General features: G+C 64.1%; 21 protein-coding genes and 1 pseudogene. 17 read left to right on the plus strand and 5 right to left on the minus strand.

Translation table 11 applies throughout. From position 1 onward, the window contains the following. Positions 1-18: 18 nt before the first annotated feature. The 5 genes from NR187_RS04375 to NR187_RS04395 all read right to left on the minus strand — a co-directional run bounded on the left by NR187_RS04375 (position 19) and on the right by NR187_RS04395 (position 6,441). Positions 19-1,083: a ketopantoate reductase family protein gene (locus tag NR187_RS04375; protein ID WP_211382358.1), complete on the minus strand. Its 1,065-nt coding sequence runs from the start codon at positions 1,081-1,083 to the stop codon at positions 19-21. A gap of 983 nt (positions 1,084-2,066) precedes the next feature. After that, a complete protein-coding gene (locus NR187_RS04380) occupies positions 2,067-2,714 on the minus strand; it encodes a MarR family winged helix-turn-helix transcriptional regulator (protein WP_211387351.1) in 648 nt (215 codons plus the stop codon). A gap of 844 nt (positions 2,715-3,558) precedes the next feature. Then, positions 3,559-4,884: a flagellar protein export ATPase FliI gene (gene fliI / locus NR187_RS04385; protein ID WP_256805824.1), complete on the minus strand. Its 1,326-nt coding sequence runs from the start codon at positions 4,882-4,884 to the stop codon at positions 3,559-3,561. Between the two features lie 36 nt (positions 4,885-4,920). After that, positions 4,921-5,649 (minus strand): flagellar basal-body rod protein FlgF, encoded by a 729-nt coding sequence (flgF, locus tag NR187_RS04390; protein WP_211387349.1) that lies wholly within the window; start codon positions 5,647-5,649, stop codon positions 4,921-4,923. A 3-nt stretch (positions 5,650-5,652) separates the two neighbouring features. Then, complete coding sequence (locus tag NR187_RS04395) at positions 5,653-6,441, minus strand: DUF1217 domain-containing protein (RefSeq protein ID WP_256805825.1); 789 nt, start codon at positions 6,439-6,441, stop codon at positions 5,653-5,655. A gap of 142 nt (positions 6,442-6,583) precedes the next feature. On the opposite strand from NR187_RS04395, the gene motA reads away from it, so the two are divergent. The 17 genes and pseudogenes from motA to NR187_RS04480 all read left to right on the plus strand — a co-directional run. Beyond that, a complete protein-coding gene (gene motA / locus NR187_RS04400) occupies positions 6,584-7,480 on the plus strand; it encodes a flagellar motor stator protein MotA (protein WP_256805826.1) in 897 nt (298 codons plus the stop codon). Then, positions 7,477-8,418 carry a flagellar motor switch protein FliM gene (locus NR187_RS04405; protein ID WP_256805828.1) on the plus strand — a complete coding sequence of 314 codons (942 nt, stop codon included), beginning with the start codon at positions 7,477-7,479 and terminating at the stop codon, positions 8,416-8,418. The genes motA and NR187_RS04405 overlap by 4 nt, the downstream gene beginning before the upstream one ends. Further along, positions 8,399-8,713 carry a hypothetical protein gene (locus NR187_RS04410; RefSeq protein ID WP_211387345.1) on the plus strand — a complete coding sequence of 105 codons (315 nt, stop codon included), beginning with the start codon at positions 8,399-8,401 and terminating at the stop codon, positions 8,711-8,713. Before NR187_RS04405 ends, NR187_RS04410 begins: the two co-directional genes overlap by 20 nt. A gap of 76 nt (positions 8,714-8,789) precedes the next feature. Continuing rightward, on the plus strand, positions 8,790-9,170 hold the full coding sequence (gene fliN, locus NR187_RS04415; RefSeq protein ID WP_256805829.1) for a flagellar motor switch protein FliN: 381 nt from the start codon (positions 8,790-8,792) through the stop codon (positions 9,168-9,170). Positions 9,171-9,172: 2 nt separating this feature from the next. After that, complete coding sequence (locus tag NR187_RS04420; protein ID WP_211387343.1) at positions 9,173-10,213, plus strand: flagellar motor switch protein FliG; 1,041 nt, start codon at positions 9,173-9,175, stop codon at positions 10,211-10,213. 13 nt (positions 10,214-10,226) lie between these two features. Further along, on the plus strand, positions 10,227-11,312 hold the full coding sequence (gene flhB, locus NR187_RS04425; protein ID WP_256805830.1) for a flagellar biosynthesis protein FlhB: 1,086 nt from the start codon (positions 10,227-10,229) through the stop codon (positions 11,310-11,312). A gap of 64 nt (positions 11,313-11,376) precedes the next feature. Next, positions 11,377-11,778, plus strand: a complete 402-nt coding sequence (gene flgB, locus NR187_RS04430; protein WP_256805831.1) for a flagellar basal body rod protein FlgB — start codon at positions 11,377-11,379, stop codon at positions 11,776-11,778. 11 nt (positions 11,779-11,789) lie between these two features. Beyond that, positions 11,790-12,206 carry a flagellar basal body rod protein FlgC gene (flgC, locus tag NR187_RS04435; RefSeq protein WP_014492659.1) on the plus strand — a complete coding sequence of 139 codons (417 nt, stop codon included), beginning with the start codon at positions 11,790-11,792 and terminating at the stop codon, positions 12,204-12,206. Between the two features lie 2 nt (positions 12,207-12,208). Then, positions 12,209-12,538 carry a flagellar hook-basal body complex protein FliE gene (locus NR187_RS04440; RefSeq protein ID WP_211387340.1) on the plus strand — a complete coding sequence of 110 codons (330 nt, stop codon included), beginning with the start codon at positions 12,209-12,211 and terminating at the stop codon, positions 12,536-12,538. Between the two features lie 17 nt (positions 12,539-12,555). Next, positions 12,556-13,344: a flagellar basal-body rod protein FlgG gene (gene flgG / locus NR187_RS04445; protein ID WP_256805832.1), complete on the plus strand. Its 789-nt coding sequence runs from the start codon at positions 12,556-12,558 to the stop codon at positions 13,342-13,344. Positions 13,345-13,357: 13 nt separating this feature from the next. Beyond that, positions 13,358-13,834 (plus strand): flagellar basal body P-ring formation chaperone FlgA, encoded by a 477-nt coding sequence (gene flgA, locus NR187_RS04450; RefSeq protein ID WP_256805833.1) that lies wholly within the window; start codon positions 13,358-13,360, stop codon positions 13,832-13,834. After that, entirely contained in the window at positions 13,831-14,961 is a 1,131-nt protein-coding gene (gene flgI, locus NR187_RS04455) for a flagellar basal body P-ring protein FlgI (RefSeq protein ID WP_211387337.1), read from the plus strand. The genes flgA and flgI overlap by 4 nt, the downstream gene beginning before the upstream one ends. A 67-nt stretch (positions 14,962-15,028) precedes the next feature. Next, a complete protein-coding gene (locus NR187_RS04460; protein WP_256805834.1) occupies positions 15,029-15,796 on the plus strand; it encodes a MotE family protein in 768 nt (255 codons plus the stop codon). Beyond that, positions 15,797-16,492: a flagellar basal body L-ring protein FlgH gene (gene flgH / locus NR187_RS04465; protein ID WP_211387335.1), complete on the plus strand. Its 696-nt coding sequence runs from the start codon at positions 15,797-15,799 to the stop codon at positions 16,490-16,492. Positions 16,493-16,534: 42 nt separating this feature from the next. Further along, the gene (locus tag NR187_RS04470) at positions 16,535-16,978 is read left to right on the plus strand and encodes a flagellar basal body-associated FliL family protein (protein ID WP_306235231.1); all 444 of its coding nucleotides are present in this window, start codon (positions 16,535-16,537) and stop codon (positions 16,976-16,978) included. Further along, positions 16,975-17,715, plus strand: coding sequence for a flagellar type III secretion system pore protein FliP (gene fliP, locus NR187_RS04475; RefSeq protein WP_211387334.1), 741 nt, complete (start codon positions 16,975-16,977; stop codon positions 17,713-17,715). Before NR187_RS04470 ends, fliP begins: the two co-directional genes overlap by 4 nt. A 242-nt stretch (positions 17,716-17,957) precedes the next feature. Next, positions 17,958-18,500, plus strand: a pseudogene (locus tag NR187_RS04480) (flagellin); the annotation flags it as partial.

The following is an 18,500-nucleotide window of genomic DNA, read 5'->3' on the forward strand; positions in this document are numbered from 1 at the left end:
TGAGCCGGGAGCGGCGCGCTACTGCGCGCCCGATCCGCCTTGCACGATCTTCTCGTTCAGCTTCAGGTCCACGGTCTCGACCGTGCGATCAATCTCGGCATTGGGCGTGCCGAGCTGATGCGAGATCAGCTTGACCAGCAGGTCGACGCGCTCGATGAAGGGGGCGCCGCTCGCAACCGCGCGCGCGGCCGATGACGGCTTGAGCAGGCTTTCGGCGGCCTTGGCGTATTTCGCGAACGGCACCTGGTCCTGCGGGTCGGCGCCGAGACGGCGGGCGATCGCGTCGACATGGTCGTAGATCGTCTGCGAGCGCGCCAGGTCGCCGTGCACGGCGTCGCGGATCGACTGCGGCTCGTGCGGCGTGATGCAGCGATAATTGCCGGTGAGCAGCATCGACCATTTCGCCAGCGGCACGAACAGGGACGAGAACACCTTCAGCTTCACCGGCACGTCATGGCCGTCGAGCGTCACCGCGTCGATGTCGGCTTCGAGCTCGCGCAGCACCTTGTTGTGCTTCTCGTCGGCGAAGACCGATGCCTTGAAGTTGGTGGGCAGGCCGACGTGAAGCACGTTCGCAGCCTCTTCCGGCGGACGGAAGGCCTGCGGGTCGGGCGAGCACAGCGTCACGAGCCCCGGCTCGAAGCGCTCCCACACCTGCGCATTGGTGTAGGCCTCCTCGAGATCCATGTCTGCGAGCGAGGGGATGCGCTTGAGATAGGGCAGCGGCGGCATGTTCATGATCGACAGGCACGGCAGCTTCGCCGCAGCGATCCTGACCATGAGCACGCGCACGGTGTGGTTGGTGTATTGCGGCTCCTGCATTGCAAGGCCGACCATGTCGTAGCGTGAGAGGTCGACATTGGCCGGGGTCACCGCGTCGAGCTTGCCGGGCAGATCACGCGAGAAGATGGCCCGGTGCACCGCCTCGTCGCGCAACTTGATGCGGACCTCGGTACCGTCGCGGTTGATCAGTTCCGCGGTCTTGGCGCGGCAGACCAGGGTCACGTTATGGCCCGCCATCAGCAGCTTCGTGCCCAGCAGCGAGCCGTAGGAAGCCCCGAGAATCAGAATGTTACGCGCCATATTCCGTCCCTTTGAAAATGTGTGTGATTTTTGAGCCCCGGCCGTCATCCGCGGGCGAGTTTCCGGCATGTAAAGCGAAGTGCCCTGGGATGGCAACTGGGATAATGCATACAAGGGGCGCCCCTATCGTCCGGAGCCGGGGGACCGAGGGAGCGCTCGCTCCGCATCGACCTTCCCCGACTGCGCTTCGCTCCGTCCGCGCTACGGGCTCTTGCTGTGTCGTCGTTCTGTCAATCCGCTTGCGTAAAAATATTCTTCTTTACCGAAATTCGGTTTTAGCGTATGTGTCGCCCATCCCGGCTCATCCTTGAGGGGCGATCTTGTGGTCGTCATGTTCGCGAGCCGGGCTTGCGGTGGACGCGGCAGCGTCGGGCACGAGAAGTGCGGGCAGGGCGGATTGCTCTCCGTGAGCCCAAACGTCGTGCCGACGAGCGGCGCTGTCAGGTTCGTCTCGCCATCAGGTCGGCGGCAACGTGCACAAACGTCGTCGAAACCAATGGTGAACAAGCGAGCCGTGCGTACGGCAAAACCGTGTGGTCCTGGCCGTCGTTGTTACGGTCAAGCTCTTGCGGATGCGGCATCGCGTCAACCGGCGCGGTGTCGGCGACTTTCGCTGGAGTGAGGGAGGCCAGAACGAACTCGGCTCCCGGGAGAGCACGGCATAAGCCGTCCAACCACTGCGCAGGGAAGGCCGAGTGATTGGCTACACCTGTATGCTGCTGTGCGGTTTTCTCTGCGTGTGCTTTTCGCGCAGCGGACCGCGGGTGCCAGTCGGCACCCGGCCTTCCCTGCGCCCTCTTGGCTCAAAGAGGGTGGAGCGACCAAGCAAAGCTCGGGCGAATTGCGCCGCGAGGATGCGAAGGCGTGCCTGCGATTCAAGATGCGAGTTGGAAGAGCATATCTGCCGCCTCATGCCCCGTCATTGCGAGCACAGCGAAAAAATCCAGACTGCCACGAGGGATTCTGCTCCGTCGTTGCGCGTCTCACCCCTGGCTCGCCATGCGTGTGCGGTCGAGGTGTCCCTCGATCTTCGGGCGGTCGCGGGTACGCTCAAAACTGGTGCAGAGCAGTTCGGTCTCCTCGAGCGAGACCGGGGCGCGATACAGCCGGCACATGAATTCGGCCGTTGTGCGCCCCTTGCCGGCACCCGGGCCGGCGCCGGGGCTGCGTTCGGCGAGAAACATGCAGTCCCGGCAGATGCTGGCATCGAGGCGTTGATGTGCTGCGTCGAGGTGATTGAGGATCTCCCGCAGCGAGTCGCGCAATCTCACGCACTCGTCCGTCCCAAGCGCCGTGACTGCGTTCAGCACGTGATTGATCGGATCGTGCTGGTTCAGGCATTTCTCGCCCTGCGCGGTGACGTGGAGCACGACGGACCGCTTGTCCTCGTGCGACGGCTTTCGCACGAGGTAGGACTTGCTCTCCAGCGTCTTCACGATCTGCGATGCGGTCGCCCTAGTGGCGCCGATGAAGCCGGCCAGCGCGGACGGTGTACGCGAAAACCGGTTGGCGCGGCCGAGAAAGCGCAGTGCCATCCATTCCCGATCGCGCAATCCATGCTGATTGCCTTCGAAATACCAGGCCCTCGCCGCCTGAACCAGCAGCTCCACGGCTTCTCGTGCCACTGGCATGAATTTACCTCGTCCCCGGAGCTTCGTCTGCGGCGTCCCGAAGCCGCCATGCGCCCAGGCTCTCGAATTCTTCGAGGGGCGTCAGACGATTTGTGGCGTCCAAAGAGCACGTCGCGCCCGGGTCTTGCTCGAAGGCACGGACTGCAGCGGACACGACCGGGACCAATGGGCGTCGCGTCGTCAGGAGCAAGAGATTGCGTCGCTGATGGCATGCCAATGGCGTCGTCGCCGCACGGGAGCCCGAGTTGCCGTCGCCAGCAGACGATGGATCGGAGAAGTTCAACCGAAGCCCCTGAAGTTCAAGTCACACGCAGACGTTTCTTATCTTCCATCGAAACGATGAATGAGCTTCTCAACAAAATCAAGTAGAGACACTCTCGGAGACTGGATGTCTCTGCAATCGAATGTAACGTTCAAGACAATCCCGCTCTTCGGGACACATGATGGTGAACAACGTTCGACGAGTTACATGCACTTAACTGTGCGACGGTTTGATTGCACGGCACTTTGTTGTCTGTCGTTGATGCAGGTTGATCGAAGCTTGTGCATGATGACGCTGTGCTTCGGCACGTCATCCACAACCTGTGCGTTCTGACGGAGAATCGCCAAGGGAACTCACAGGAATTGCACGTTGCGGTTGTTGCGGCGCGGATCGAGTAATCGCCGGCCCCGTCGCTTCGGCATCAGCTGCCCCGATTCGCTCAACCGAACGGTGGAAGCGCTGGCGATGGAAACCGGTGGCGGCTGCGCGCGCATGCGCCGGGAGCGTGGCGGCATGCGCAATTGCCTGTCGAAACAATGAGCAAGGCGCGATTGCGGGGGCGCCGCGCGCCGTCTCGTCCTGCTAGTCGCCCCTGAGCATGTCCCGGAGCTCGCGGAAGGGATCGGCGCTTGGCGGAGCCGAGGCGTCCTGCCGCATCGCGCCGTAGATTCTCGGAACCATGTCGACCGCCTGATCGAGACCCGAATCACGTCCCGACTGGTATCCGCCCATCAGGCGAAGGTCGCGCGTGTCCTCGTATTTGGCGATCATGGCGCGCAGCTTGCTCACCAATTCGCGCTCCTCGGGATCCCAGACGTTATGGGCGAGGCGGGAGACCGAAGCCAGAACGTCCACGGCCGGATAGCGCGCCTGGTCGGCGATGTGGCGGCTGAGCACGATGTGCCCATCGAGTGTGCTGCGGATGGTGTCGGCGATCGGCTCGTTGTAATCGTCGCCGTCGACCAGCACGGAAAAAATCCCGGTGATCGTCCCGGATCCCTCCTCGCCAGGTCCGGCGCGTTCCAGAAGGCGCGGCAGATCGGTGAAGACGGTGGGTGCATAACCGCGCGCCACCGCGGGCTCACCGGCCGCAAGCGCGACCTCGCGGGCGGCATGGGCAAAGCGCGTGATCGAATCGACCATGAGCAGGACCGATTCGCCGCGGTCGCGGAAATATTCGGCGACCGCCATGGCTGTCTTCGGTGCCAGCCGCCGCATCATCGGGCTCTCGTCTCCCGTCGACACGATCGTGACGGCGCGATGACGGTCGGTGCCCAGCACGTCCTCGATGAACTCGCGCACTTCGCGGCCGCGCTCGCCGACCAGGGCCAGCACGACGGTGTCGAAGCCCTGGCTGCGGGCCAGCATCGCGAGCAGCGTCGATTTGCCGACGCCGGACCCGGCAAAGATGCCGACGCGCTGGCCGGCGCAGATCGGGGCGAACAGGTCGATCACGCGCACGCCGGTGCGCAGCGACTTGTGCACGCGCGCGCGCTTCATGGCCGAAGGCGCCTCCGCCTCTGCCGAGACCGCACGCGATCCCGGCGTCAGCGGGCCTTGCCCGTCCAGCGGCGCCCCGAGCGCGTTGATGACGCGGCCCTTCCAGCTCGGATCGGGCGCGAAGGACAGGGGCGGCATCCGGTACGCGACCGAACCGAGGCCGCCGGCGAATTGCCGATCGAACGGCTTGGCGATGATGCCCTCGCTGTCGATCCTGATCACCTCGCCGATCTGGGGCTTGCCGCCGGAGTTGACGCCGATCAGTTCACCGAGCCTGACGAAGCGCGACAGGCCGGAGACGCGGAAATGCGTCGGGGCGATCTCGGAGATCGCGCCGCTGACGCTTGCCAGGGGAGTGCTCTGCTGAAGCTCCAGCAGCGCCCACTCGAGTTGCCGAAGAGCGTTCAAGGAAACCGTCCAACCTCATTGCGCGCGAGGCGCAGTCTACTTGCCGGGTTCGCCCAGCGTCCGGATTGCGTTCTGGAGCGAGCTCTCGGTGCCCTCGATCATCGAATTGGTGCCGTCGAAGGCGCGCGAAGCTGCGATCAGCTTCGTCAATTCCATCATCGGATTGGCGCCGGAGCCCTCGACATAGCCTTGCTTGAAGCCGTCGCGCGAGAAATCGGCGATGGCGGTCGCAGGCCGGTCGGGCGTGACGCCCGAATTGCCGTAGCGGTCGAGATTGGCGTCGGCGGGAATGTTGAACAGACCGATGGTGCCGATCTCGTTGTTGTCCTGGGTGATCGCGCCGCTGCGCGCGATCGAGATCGGCCCGCCGTTCGGATCGAGCGTGATCGGCGCGCCGCCGGAATCGATGACGGGAAAGCCGGCCACGGTCTGAAGGTCGCCGTTGGGCGCGATCTGGAGGCGGCCGTCGCGCGTATAGACCGTTCCGTTCGGGCCGGCGAAGGCGATCCAGCCCTGTCCGACCACGGCGACGTCGAGCGGGTTGCCGCTCTCGGTGATGCTGCCTTGCTCGCGCGAGATGATGTTGTCGCCGGGCGAGGAGAAAGCCACCGGGTTCGCCCCCGCCCTGGACAGCACGGTCTCGAATTTCACCACGTCGGTGCGGAACGCCGCCGTGTTGACGTTGGCGACGTTGTTGGCGATCGTCTGGAGGCGCTTTTCGAGGGCGACCTGCGCCGACAATCCCACATAGAGAGCCGATTGCATGACTTACCTGTTGAACCGGATGTTCTGAAGGGTCGTGAGGAGGTCCGTGTCCATGCTGGCCGACGCCGACGCGCCGCCGATCAGGACCAGCGCGGGGTTGGTCGAGCTATCGCTCTGCGCCTGGGTGGCATCCCACATCGCCGCGAAGCGCTGGACGAATTTGGTGACCTTGGTCGGGTCCTGGAAATCGGTGAGGTCGATCTTGTCCGTTATCATCTTGGCCTGGGCATCGATGTCGGACGAGCTGATGGTCGACGACCAGCCCATTGCGGTCTGGACGACCTGCGTCAGCGCCCTGTCGGCGAGGATCTGGTAGGCATTGGTGATCGTGGACGCCTTGCGGGTGAAATAGAGCGCCAGCCGCAGGCCTTCGTTCTGATCGCCGGCTTTCTGTTCCATGGTCTGCGTGACGTACTGGGTCGCCGTGCCGGTCGTGGCCTGGGTGCTCTGGGTCGCCTGGTCGCCGAGGGCGGCGAAATTGAAGGCCGTGGCGAATTCACGGTAGCGGGTGTCGGAGAGCTTGTTGGCGAACGCGTCCTTGTCCGAGACGCCCTCCGTCAGCACCTTGCGCATGAACGCCTTGGCGTAGGTCATGTCGCTGAGGCCATAGGCCTTCATCGCATAGGAGTAGAGGCGATAATCCTTCAGGAAATCGTCGATGGTCTTCACGCTGCCGATGTGGCTGAGGAAATAGTCGGTGTCGCGGCTGACGTCCGGCTGCGTCGCGACCTGCGTCAGCGACTTGCCCATGTCCTTGGTCAATCTGGTGTAGTCCGCGATGGTGGATAGCATGACACACGCCCCTCTGGCCGCCCTTGCGGCACCGTCCCAAGCTGCCGTGAATTGCTTGTGCGAGGCTGGCGACCGGATAGCCAGCTCCACGCAAGGCTCGCCGACTAGATATTCCCGATGGGATCGGTGATGGAGCGGCGCGTTGGGCAGTTTCGTGGGGATCGTCATCACGGTAGCGGCACTGCTGGGCGGATTTGCCGCCATGGGCGGGCATCTCGCCGTGCTCATGCAGCCGTGGGAGTTCGTGATCATCATGGGCACCGCGGCCGGTACCTTCATCATGGCCAATCCGTGGAAGGTGGTCGCCGATACCGGGCTGGCGTGCGTGCAGGCTGTGACGGGGGCGGTGCCCGGCCAGCGCTACTATCTCGACCTACTCGGCGCGCTGCATGCCCTGATGCGGGAGCTGCGGGGCAAGGGTCGTAACGAGGTGGAAGCGCATATCGACGACCCGGCCTCCTCCGAGATCTTCAAGGCGTTCCCGAGCGTGCTCGGCGATCCGTCGCTGCTCCAGTTCATCTGCGACTACGTCCGCCTCATCATCATGGGGAATGCGCGCACGCACGAGATCGAGGCGCTGATGGACGAGGAAATCCACACCATCGTGAAGAGCAAGCTGATGCCCTACCATGCGCTGGTGGTGGTCTCGGAGGCGCTGCCTGCGCTCGGCATCGTCGCCGCAGTGCTTGGCGTCATCAAGGCCATGGGCGCGCTCGACCAGTCGCCGAAGCTGCTGGGCGGCTTCATCGGCGCCGCCCTGGTCGGCACCTTTGCCGGCATCTTCCTGTCCTACGGCCTCATCTCACCCTTCGCGCTGAAGGTCAAGATGACGCGCGAGAAGCGTTGCCGGCCCTACATCATCGTCAAGCAGACGCTGCTGGCGTTCATGAACGGCGCCATGCCGCAGATCGCCGTCGAGCATGGCCGCAAGATGATCTCGAGCAACGAGCGGCCGTCGATCGACGTCGTCGAGAACGAGACGATTGCGGGTCCCAAGGCCGTGGTGACCGAGGCTGAACCCAAGGCCGCCCGCGCATGATGATGGAAGACCTCGACGTCGATCAGCGCAAGCAGCTGCCGAACTACCTGCTGGACGCCGCCGGCATCTCGATCGAGCGGATGCCGATGCTCAATGTGATCTTCGATCGCATGGCGGCATCGTGCACGGACAGCCTCCAGCCGATTGCCGGAACGCCGTGCTATTTCTCCGTCAATGGCATCACCAACGACCGCGTCGGTGACATCATCAAGGACTACGAGGCCAACGCGGTTGCGGCCGTGCTCTATGCCGAGCAGTGGGACTCCCGCATCATCATCATGCTCGACCGCGACTTCGTGTTCACCATGGTCGAGGCGATGTTCGGCTCCGACGGCGCCGAGCCGCCGCTCGACGTCGAGCGCACCTTCTCGAACATCGAGATCCGCCTGGTCCAGGCGCTGTTCGAGCGGTTCGCCAAGGCGCTGCAATCCGCCTTCGCCGGCACCTCCAACGTCACCTTCCGCGTGGAGCGGGTCGAGACCGCCATGGCCTCGCTGGCGATCGGGCGGAGCGGCAACATGTCGATCTGCGCGAACATCATGTTGCAGGCGCTTTACCGCGGCGGGCAGATGTTCCTCATCATTCCGCACTCCGCGCTCAACCCGCTGAGGCAGAAGCTTGCCACCGTCGTCGTCAGCGACGGCCGCGCAGCCGATCCGCGCTGGCGCGAACAGATGGAGAGCGAGGTTCATCGCACCGAGGTGACGCTGAGCGCGGTGCTCGACGAAAAGATGATCTCGCTCGGCGACGTCGTGAAGTTCCAGGTCGGGCAAGTGCTCGAGCTCGAAGCCACGCCGCGCACGCTGGCGCGGCTCGAGAGCAACAACCAGGTGCTGTTCTGGTGTCAGATCGGCCAGCTTGATGGCTATTACGCCATGCAGGTGGCAGATCCCGTCGATCAGAAACGGGAGTTCGTCGATGATATCCTATCTCGTTGATGCGGTGCTGCTGATTGCGCTCGCCTTCACCAGCATGCGGGTGACCCGGATGCACCGCGAACTTGCGCGGTTGCGCAGCTACCAGGGTGAATTCTCGACCATCGTCCACGAGACCGCGGGCGCCTTCGACACGGTCATCACCGCCGCCCACGATTCTACCGCAAATCTCGGGCGGCTCGCCAGCGTGCTGAGCACGAAGATCGACCAAGCCCACGAGGCGATCGCTGCGCTCGACGCGAGGAGCGGGCTCGCATCCACGGTGACCGCGGGCGGCGCCGACGTGAACAAGCATTGAAGTCGAAGCCGGCGGAACAAATACGATCGGAACGTCGCGGCGCTCCGGGAGCGGAAATACCAAGAGGCGATACCAAATGGCGCAATCCTTCGACTACGAGTCAGCATCTGCAACCGACGAGGGGCATACCGACACATCTCCGCTGGAGCGGCTGGCGGAGATCGCCGCGCGCACTGCCGAGGAGACCGGCAAGTTCGCCAATGTCGATGCCATCCTGCGCATTCCCGTGACCATGCAGGTGGTGCTGGGTTCGGCCACCATTCCGGTGGCGAACCTGATGAAGCTCGGCCGTGGCGCGGTGGTTCCGCTCGATCACCGGGTCGGCGAACCCGTCGACGTCGTCGTCAACGGCCGCGTCGTCGCCCGCGGCGAGGTGGTCGTGGTCGAAGAGGACAATTCACGCTTCGGCGTCTCGCTCACGGAGATCGTCGGGCCGCTAGGGCAGGGTGATAGCTGACCATGGCGGCACAGGTCGGCATCGCCCCCATCAAGCAACGAGGCGTTGCCACGCTGGGCGGAACGGAAAAGGTCGCGGCGCTCCTGCTCGCCATGGGCCGGCAGGCGGCGGCGAGCGTGCTCGCGCAGTTCGAGCCGCAGGATATCCGTATCGTCACCAAGGCCGCCGCAGAACTGCGGCCGATCACGGCGCAGGAACTCGAGTCGATCGTCGAGGAGTTCGCCCAGCAATTCTCGATGGGCGCCAACATCCTCGGCACCCTCGGTGGCCTGGAGGCCGTGCTCGGCGACGTGCTTCCCGCCGACCAGGTCTCGGCGATCATGTCGGATCTGCTCGGCAATTCGAGCCGGTCGGTGTGGGACCGTGTCTCGTCGGTGTCGGAAAACTCGCTCGCCACCTATCTGTCCAAGGAACATCCGCAGACTGCCGCGCTGATCCTGTCCAAAGTCAAGCCGGCCTGTGCCGCCAAGGTCATGAGCCAGCTGCCGTCGAGCCTGCGCAACGAGCTGATGCGGCGCGTGCTCAGCCTCAAGCCGATCGTCGACGACGCCATGAAAGTTCTCGAGAAGACGCTGCACGAGGATCTGACGCTGAATTTCGCCCGCAACCTCGGCGCGGACACCTATGCCCGCGTCGCGGACATCATCAACAAGATGGAACGCGGCCACATCGAGGACATGCTGAAGAGCCTGTCGGAGAAGCGGCCGAAGTCGGCCGAAGTGCTGAAGGAGCTGCTGTTCACCTTCGACGACGTGATCAACCTGGCGCCGAAGGCGCGCACCATGATCTTTGACCAAGTGCCGACCGATCGCATCGTCGTCGCGCTGAAGGGCACCGACAAGCATTTCCGCGAGCTGATCCTGTCTGCGGTCGCCTCGCGCGTCCGCCGCGTCGTCGAGCACGAACTCGCCATCGGCGAGCCGTCGAACCAGCGCGACGTGCTGGAGGCGCGCCGCGTCATCACCGACCTCGCGCTCGACCTCGCGGAGAAGGGCGAGATCGAGCTCAACCCCGAACAGGAGGATGAGCTGGTCTTCCGCTGACCGCTGAACGGGCATGGCAGAAACATCCGATCAGGAGAGCAAGACAGAAGAACCGACCGAGAAGAAAGTCCGCGATGCGCTCGAACAGGGCAAAATCCCGGTCTCTCGGGAGGCGTCGATCTTCGCCTCGATGGCTGCGCTGATGGTGATCCAGGCGTTCCTGATCGGCCAGGGCGTGCAGCAATTGACGCCGACGCTGATGGGCTTTCTCGACGATCCCGACGGTTTCCCGCTCGGCACCGGGGCCGACGCGCTCAATCTCCTCACCGTGGTAGGGCTTCAGGCATTGCGGTTCCTGGTGCCGCTGGTCGTCACCCTGGCGGTGTTCGGCCTTGCAGCCTCGCTGCTGCAGAATGCGCCGCGCGTCGTGCTGGAACGCATCATGCCGGACCTGTCGCGAATCTCTCCGCTCAAGGGCTGGAGCCGGCTTTTCGGAGCGCAGGGTCTCGTCGAGTTCGCCAAGTCGCTGTTCAAGCTCGCCTCGGTGACCGTCGTCGTCGCCTTCGTGCTGCGCTCGTCGGAAGCCAGGGCGTTCGAGGCGATGTACACCGATCCGGTCGCGCTTCCCGAGATGATCCTCAACATCGCGATGCGGATCGTTTCGACGATCTGCATCGCGACCATCGTCCTGGTCGCGATCGATCTCGCCTGGTCGCGCTTCCACTGGCGGCGCGACCTGCGCATGACCAAGCAGGAGATCAAGGACGAGCACAAGCAGGCCGAAGGCGATCCGCTGATCAAGGCGCGCCTGCGCTCGCTGGCGCGCGACCGCTCGCGCCAGCGCATGATCGCCTCCGCATCGCGCGCAACGCTGGTGATCGCGAATCCGACGCACTTCGCGATCGCGCTGCGCTACAAGCGCGAGGAAAACCCGGCGCCGATCGTCGTGGCCAAAGGCATGGACGTGATCGCGCTGAAGATCCGCGAAGTCGCCGAGCAGAACCGAATTCCGGTGATCGAGAACAAGGCGCTGGCGCGCGCGCTCTACGAGGCGGTTCAGGTCGACCAGGTCATTCCGGCGGAGTTCTTCCGGCCGGTTGCCGAGATCATCTACTTCCTGCAGTCCAAGCAGGCGCCGCGGACCGAGAAGGTCCAGTAGAATCCCGAGGACGGCTTCTGCTCCATCAGCCTGACGAAAGCTTGCCGCCATAAGCTCTCTCCGAATGGACCAGAATGGGACTGCCGTGGGACCGCTTTATCTCTTCGAACTCGCATCGTCGCAGGCGCGGTACCTCGAACTCCGCCAGTCGACCATCGCTACGAACGTCGCCAATGCCAATACGCCGGGCTTCAAGGCGCGCGACGTCGAACCGTTCAACAAGGTGCTCGACAGCATGCCGGTTAGGCTCGCGACGACGTCGCCCTCGCACATGCAGTTGTCTGCAGCCGAGACCGACACGCGGAAGATCGCGAAGAAGGACAGCTGGGACGTGGTCCACTCCGGCAACTCCGTCAGTCTCGAGCAGGAAATGATCAAGGGCAGCGACGTCAGCCGCGACTACTCGATGAACTCGGCGGTGGTGCGGTCGTTTCACCGCATGCTGCTGTCGAGCGCGAAGAGCTGAGGTGAATTGACATGCTGGACTCACTGCAAGCCTCATTGACGGTCGCGAGCTCCGGGCTCGAAGCGCAGTCGACGCGCATGCGCATCGTCTCGGAAAACCTCGCCAACGCCACGTCGACGGGACGCACGGCCGGCGCCGATCCCTATCAGCGCAAGACCATCACTTTCGACGCCGCCATGGACCGCGCCTCGGGCGCGCAGCTGGCGAAAGTCAAGGAGATCGGGGTCGACACCACGCCGTATCGCGTGGAGTACGAGCCCGGGCATCCGGCTGCCGACAAGGCCGGCTACGTCAAGCTGCCGAACGTCAACATGATGATCGAGATGGCGGACATGCGGGAAGTCAATCGGTCCTATGAAGCCAATCTCCAGGTCGTGAAACAGGTGAGGTCGATGCTGGGAATGACCATCGACCTGTTGAGGAGCTGACAATGCTTGAGGCGATTTCATCCACCGCGGTCTCCGCCGGGCAGGCGGCGAGCCGTGCAACCGAGACGCAGTCCATCGCGCCCACCGCTCCGACCGCGATCCAGTCCACCGACGATGTCGGATTCGAATCAGTCATGAAGCAGGTGACGACGGACGCGATCGGGACGCTGAAGGCGGGCGAAGCGGCGTCGATCTCGGCGATGCAGGGCAAGGAATCGACGCGGCGCGTCGTGGAGGCGCTGATGTCGGCCGAGCAGGCCCTGCAGACGGCGGTCGCGGTTCGCGACAAGGTCGTGCAGGCCTACCAAGAAGTCGTCCGTATGTCGATTTGACCTGAAGGAATGACATTGTGAAATCGCTCGCCATCGCGGCCACGGGCATGAACGCCCAGCAGACCAACATCGAAGTCATCGCGAACAACATCGCCAACATCAACTCGACGTCGTACAAGCGTGCGCGCGCGGAATTCACCGATCTGTTCTACCAGATGGACCGCATGCAAGGCGTCGCGAACGTCAACGGTTCGTCGCCGATCCCGGAAGGCGCAAATCTCGGCCTCGGCGTCAAGTCGGCGGCGATCCGCAAGCTGCACATCCAGGGCGCGCTGACGCAGACCGGTAACCCCTACGATCTCGCGATCAACGGCCGGGGCTGGTTCCAGGTGCTCGGCCCGAACAACGAGGTGCAATACACCCGTGCGGGTTCGTTCAACACCAATGTCAACAGTCAGCTCGTCACGACCGACGGCTACCTGCTGGATCCCGCTATCACAGTGCCGCAGGGAACGGTCCAGGTCACGGTCAACCAGACCGGACAGGTGTTTGCCAAGCTTGATACGGAAGTGAACCCGCGGCAGATCGGTCAGCTCAATCTGGCCAACTTTGCCAACGAGGCCGGCCTCGAACCGCTGGGCAGCAATCTCTATCGCGAGACCACGGCGTCCGGCACGCCGGTCGTCGGTCTGCCCGGCGATGCCGGCTACGGCAAGATCAACCAGCAATATCTCGAAGCCTCGAACGTCGACCCCGTCAAGGAAATCACCGAGTTGATCTCCGCCCAGCGCGCCTACGAGATGAACGCCAAGGTCATCCAGGCTTCCGATGAAATGGCTTCGACCGTATCGAAGGGCCTTCGCTAGTTCCGGTGTGTCCATGTTGAACAGGGTGGGCCTGATCGTGCGCGGGTTGGCCGCCGTGCTGCTGCTTCTCGTCTCGGCGCAGGTCGCTGCGGCAGAGGAGAAGCGGCTTCCCGTGCCGGCCGTCTCGATCCGCGCCGGCGAGCTGATCCGGGACGACATGATCACGGAACGCGCCTTCGCGCCGAACTTGCTCGGCGTTGCCATGTTCATCGAGCAACGTCAGATCCTGGTCGGCCGGATGGCGCGCCGCACGCTGCTGCCCGGCCAGCCGATCCCGACCAATTCGGTGGAAGATCCATGGACCGTCGCCCGCGGCGCCATGGTCAAGGTCGTGGTGGAAGACAGCGGCCTGTCCATCGTCACTTACGGCTCGGCGATGCAATCGGGTGGGGCCGGTGCGCTGATTCCGGTGCGAAACACCGATACGGGCGTGATCATCAGGGGCGTGGTCCAGCCGGACGGCACCGTCAAGGTCGTGGACGGGTCATGACGAGATTCCTGCTTGCCCTCGTCCTCCTCGTTTCGGCCGCCAGCGCCCAGGCCGCCGTTCGTATCAAGGACATCGCGGATATCAAGGGACTGCGCGAGAACCAGATCGTCGGCTACGGTCTCGTCATCGGCCTGAACGGCACCGGCGACACGCTTCGCAACGCTCCGTTCACCGAGCAGTCCCTCCAATCGATGCTCGAGAACATGGGCATCAATGTCAGGAACGAGACCACTAGCACGAACAATCCACCGCGTCCGACGACGCTGCGCACGCGCAACGTCGCCGCCGTGATGGTGACCGCGGACCTGCAGCCTTCGATCGGTGCCGGCGAGCGCATGGACGTGACCGTGTCGTCGCTCGGTGATGCGACCTCGCTGCTCGGCGGCACCCTGGTGATGACGTCGCTGCGCGCGGCGGACGGCGCCGTCTACGCGGTCGCGCAGGGAGCGGTTACGGTCGCCGGTTACAGTGTCGGAGGCCAGGCCCAGAACGTCAGCCAGGGCACGCCGACTGCCGGCCGCATTCCGAACGGCGCGCTGGTCGAGCGCGAGGTGCAGGGAAGTCTCCACGAGATGGAGTTTCTGGTGCTGGAGTTGAGGAACCCCGACTTCGTCACCGCAACACGAATCCTCGACGCCATCAACCGCTTCGCGGGCGGGCGCTACCGCGCGCAGATCGCCTTTGAGCGCGACTTCCGAACCATCGTGCTCTCGAAGCCGCGCCATATCGGCCCGGTCCGCTTCCTGGCCGAAATCGGCGAGCTCACTGTCGAGCCGGACACGCCGGCGCGGGTTGTGATCAACGAGCGCACCGGCACGGTGGTGATCGGACGCGACGTGCGGATATCGACCGTTGCGGTGACGCACGGCAATCTGACGGTCCGCGTCACCGAGCTGCCCGTGGTGTCGCAGCCGGCGCCGTTCTCGCAGGGGCAGACGGTGGTCGTACCACAAACCATGGTCGAGGCCAACGAGGCCGGATCGCAAGTGGCGATCCTCAGCGGCGTCGACCTCCAGCGCCTGGTGCGTGGGCTGAACCAGATCGGCCTGAAGCCATCCGGCATCATCGCGATCCTCCAGGCGATCAAGACGGCCGGCGCTCTCCAGGCCGATGTCATCGTGCAATGATGCACAAGCGTCGTGCAAGCTTGGTCGCTCAATGCTGAGGTCTCGACCGAGAATCGTACGCGGCCCGATGTTGAAGCTGGATCACAACGCCAAACTCCTCGTCCTGGTCGCGGCCTCGATGCTCGCGAGCGCCTCGCCCGTGCTTGCTCTGGACGAGGCCAAGCCGTCGAAGCCGCTCAACCTGCTGTCCTTCGCGCGCGCCCGCGCGCCCGGGCCGCAGAAGCCGAATCCGCCGGCCTCGGTCGACAATGCGTCGGTCCGGGCGACGGCGTGGGCAGCCGAAGACTCCGGTCCCGCCGTCACGGGAGCTGTGCCGGCTTCCGAGAAGCCCGCACCGGCGCCAGCACCCGCAGCCGCGCCGGTGCGCCCGGCCAAGCCCGGCAGCGTCACGGCGCCGCCGAAGCCCGCGCCGGCACAGGCTGCCGTGCCTGCGGACAGCGAAGTCGCTCTGTTCTGCAGCAATGTCACCGACCCCACGGTCGATGCGAGGCTGGCCTGGCAGCTCAAGGAGTTGGAGAAGGCCGAGATCCAGCTCCGCGAGCGGATCGCCGAGGTCGAGGCAAAGCGGGCCGAATACGAGAAGTGGATGGCGTTGCGCGACGACTTCCTGAAGAAAGCCGAGGCGCAGGTCGTCGAGATCTATTCGCGCATGAAGCCGGACGCCGCGGCGACGCAGATCGCCGGCATGGCGGACGAGACGGCCGCGGCCGTGCTCGCCAAGCTCAGCCCGAGGAGCTCGAGCGCGATCTTCAACGAGATGGATACGGCGCGCGCGGCGCACCTCGCCGACCTGCTCGGTGGAATGCGTCGCGTGGATGACGGAAAGACCAAATAGATGAAGAATCTGATCCTCATCCTGCCGCTCCTGATGCTGACCGGATGCATCGGCGATCCCGCCGAGATCCTGACCGGCCCGAGACTGTCGCCCGTGGGCAGCGGCCTGCGGGCGCAGGCCGATCCGATCCCGGTGACGCCGCGCATGCGCACGCCCGTCAGCTATCGCTCGACCTGGGACGACGGCACGGATCTCTATCGCGATCCCCGTGCCCGGCGCACCGGCGACGTCGTGACGATCATCATCTCGATGCAGGACAAGGCCAAGCTCGACAACAAGACCGATCGCTCGCGCGATTCGCAGATCAAGTTCGGGCTGGACTGGCTGATGGACGTTGCTGGATGGCAAGACAAGGGCTCGACCAGCGCCAATCTGAACACCAACACCCAGATCAAGGGGAATGGTCAGATCGATCGTACCGAAGACATCAAGCTGTCGATTGCCGCCATCGTCACCGACGTGTTGCCGAACGGCAATATGATGATCAGCGGCTCGCAAGAGTTCAAGGTCAACACGGAGATGCGCGTGCTCAACGTCGGCGGCATCGTGCGTCCGCGTGATATCTCGCGAACCAACACCATCTCCTATGAGAAGATCGCCGAGGCGCGCGTCTCCTATGGCGGTCGCGGAAATCTGTCTGACGTGCAGCAGCCTGGATGGGGACACCGGATCTATGACGCCGTGGCACCATTCTGAGACTCGCGCCGGTCGGGCCGCGCCGCGAAGGCAGGGGACATGATGCGCCTGATTGCGGCCATCGTAGTGCTGACCCTCGTCGCGATCGGCGCCGGCGCGCTCGCCGGCCTGCATCTGTTCGCGGCCGCCGAACGCGTCGCCGATGCGAAGAAAACCGCCACGCCGCCGCCGATCGCCTCGATCTACGCCGGAAGCGCGCGGCTCAGGAAACTGTCCCCGATCGTGACCAATCTCGGCGCGCCCGCCAACAACTGGGCTCGTATCGAAGCCTCCATGGTGACCGAGAGCATGAGCGACGAGGATGCCGGCATCCTGGCGGCCCATATCAGCGAGGACATCGTGACGTATCTGAGGTCGGCATCGGTTGGACAGTTCGAGGGCGCGCGCGGGCTCCAGCATCTGCGCGACGACCTGATTGAGCGCGCCAACATCCGCTCGTCGGGCAAGGTCCGCGAATTGATCATTGAGACATTGGTGATTCAGTGAGATTGAAAGTCCTGCTGCTCGCGTTGGTTCTGGTCGTGCTGCCCGAGGTGGCGCTCGCCCAGATTCCGGACCTCAATTCGCTGCTGCCGCCCGGAAACGGCTCGACCAGCGGCCGGATCATCCAGCTGATGGCCCTGATCACGGTGCTGTCGGTGGCGCCGGGACTGCTCATCATGGTGACGAGCTTCACGCGGTTCGCGGTGGCGCTGTCGTTCCTGCGCGCCGGCCTCGGCCTGCAGACCACGCCGGCCAACCTGGTGCTGATCAGTCTCGCGCTGTTCATGACCTTCTACGTGATGGCGCCGACCTTCGACCGTGCCTGGGAGACCGGCGTCCAGCCCTTGATGAAGAACGAAATCTCGGAGGAAGAGGCCTACCTCAAGATAACCGATCCGTTCCGCGAGTTCATGCTGGCCCATGTCCGCGACAAGGATCTCCAGACCTTCGAGGCGCTGGCCGCGGAGAGCTTTCGCAAGAAGTTCGACGACAAGCGCATCGACATGCGCGTCATCATTCCGGCCTTCATGATCTCAGAGCTCCGGCGCTCGTTCGAGATCGGATTCCTCATCATCCTGCCGTTCCTCGTCATCGACATGATCGTGGCGACGCTGACCATGTCGATGGGCATGATGATGATGCCGCCGACGATCCTCGCGCTGCCGTTCAAGATGCTGTTCTTCGTGCTGATCGACGGCTGGAATCTGTTGGCTTCCGGACTGGTGCGGTCGTTCTCGTAAGAGCCGCGATCGCGGGTCGTAGGCCGGGTATGGTTAGCGAAAAGTAATATTAACCATATGATATTGCTAAGCAATTCAAGCCGATCTTAATCTGCGGGCAAGATTCGGCGTGCTAGCAATGCGTCACGGCGGGTTGGACCCCACCCACGTCAGTCCAAAGGCATGATGCCGCCCCTCCGTACCGGTGAAAGCCCGGTATGTCCCACGTGAAAATGTAACGCGTACATAAAGGGACATTCGCAATGTCAAGCCTGCTTACGAACTCGACCGCCATGACGGCGCTCCAGACCCTGCGGTCTGTCAGCTCGCAGCTCTCCACCACGCAGACCCGCATCTCCACCGGCCAGCGCGTGGCGACCGCTTCGGACAACGCCGCCTATTGGTCGATCGCGACCTCGATGCGAGCCGACAACGCCGCGCTCTCGGCAGTCTCCGACTCGCTCGGTCTGTCGTCCGCGACCGTCGACACCGAATATACTGCTCTGACCACGGTTATCGGCGACAAGGACTCCGGCCTGACCAAGCTGCAGTCGCTGCTGGTCGAAGCCAAGACGGCAGGTATCGACCGCAGCAAGATCCAGGCGGACGTCACCCAGATCCAGCAGCAGATGAAGGCTACAGCCAATGCGGCGACCTTCAACGGGGTGAACTGGCTGAGCACGACGACCGGCACCACGCCCACGAGCTTCAGCCTCGTGTCGTCGTACTCGCGCGTCGGTGGCACGCCCACGATCGGCTCCATCACCGTGACGACCGCCAACTACTCGCTCTACACCAGCACGCAG

It is taken from the genome of Bradyrhizobium sp. Bra64 (assembly GCF_024519875.1).
Taxonomy (GTDB): Bacteria; Pseudomonadota; Alphaproteobacteria; order Rhizobiales; family Xanthobacteraceae; genus Bradyrhizobium; species Bradyrhizobium japonicum_G.

What these genes read in the sequence shown, in the direction of transcription:
- fliN (WP_256805829.1), top strand. Translation starts at nt 8,790, where the DNA reads ATGGCGCAATCCTTCGACTACGAGTCAGCATCTGCAACCGACGAGGGG.
- NR187_RS04470 (WP_306235231.1), top strand. Translation starts at nt 16,535, where the DNA reads ATGCGCCTGATTGCGGCCATCGTAGTGCTGACCCTCGTCGCGATCGGC.
- NR187_RS04460 (WP_256805834.1), top strand. Translation starts at nt 15,029, where the DNA reads ATGTTGAAGCTGGATCACAACGCCAAACTCCTCGTCCTGGTCGCGGCC.
- NR187_RS04395 (WP_256805825.1), bottom strand. Translation starts at nt 6,441, where the DNA reads ATGCTATCCACCATCGCGGACTACACCAGATTGACCAAGGACATGGGC.
- flgC (WP_014492659.1), top strand. Translation starts at nt 11,790, where the DNA reads ATGCTGGACTCACTGCAAGCCTCATTGACGGTCGCGAGCTCCGGGCTC.
- NR187_RS04405 (WP_256805828.1), top strand. Translation starts at nt 7,477, where the DNA reads ATGATGATGGAAGACCTCGACGTCGATCAGCGCAAGCAGCTGCCGAAC.
- NR187_RS04410 (WP_211387345.1), top strand. Translation starts at nt 8,399, where the DNA reads ATGATATCCTATCTCGTTGATGCGGTGCTGCTGATTGCGCTCGCCTTC.
- flgF (WP_211387349.1), bottom strand. Translation starts at nt 5,649, where the DNA reads ATGCAATCGGCTCTCTATGTGGGATTGTCGGCGCAGGTCGCCCTCGAA.
- flgH (WP_211387335.1), top strand. Translation starts at nt 15,797, where the DNA reads ATGAAGAATCTGATCCTCATCCTGCCGCTCCTGATGCTGACCGGATGC.
- flgI (WP_211387337.1), top strand. Translation starts at nt 13,831, where the DNA reads ATGACGAGATTCCTGCTTGCCCTCGTCCTCCTCGTTTCGGCCGCCAGC.
- flgB (WP_256805831.1), top strand. Translation starts at nt 11,377, where the DNA reads ATGGACCAGAATGGGACTGCCGTGGGACCGCTTTATCTCTTCGAACTC.
- NR187_RS04380 (WP_211387351.1), bottom strand. Translation starts at nt 2,714, where the DNA reads ATGCCAGTGGCACGAGAAGCCGTGGAGCTGCTGGTTCAGGCGGCGAGG.
- flgA (WP_256805833.1), top strand. Translation starts at nt 13,358, where the DNA reads ATGTTGAACAGGGTGGGCCTGATCGTGCGCGGGTTGGCCGCCGTGCTG.
- flhB (WP_256805830.1), top strand. Translation starts at nt 10,227, where the DNA reads ATGGCAGAAACATCCGATCAGGAGAGCAAGACAGAAGAACCGACCGAG.
- NR187_RS04420 (WP_211387343.1), top strand. Translation starts at nt 9,173, where the DNA reads ATGGCGGCACAGGTCGGCATCGCCCCCATCAAGCAACGAGGCGTTGCC.
- NR187_RS04375 (WP_211382358.1), bottom strand. Translation starts at nt 1,083, where the DNA reads ATGGCGCGTAACATTCTGATTCTCGGGGCTTCCTACGGCTCGCTGCTG.
- NR187_RS04440 (WP_211387340.1), top strand. Translation starts at nt 12,209, where the DNA reads ATGCTTGAGGCGATTTCATCCACCGCGGTCTCCGCCGGGCAGGCGGCG.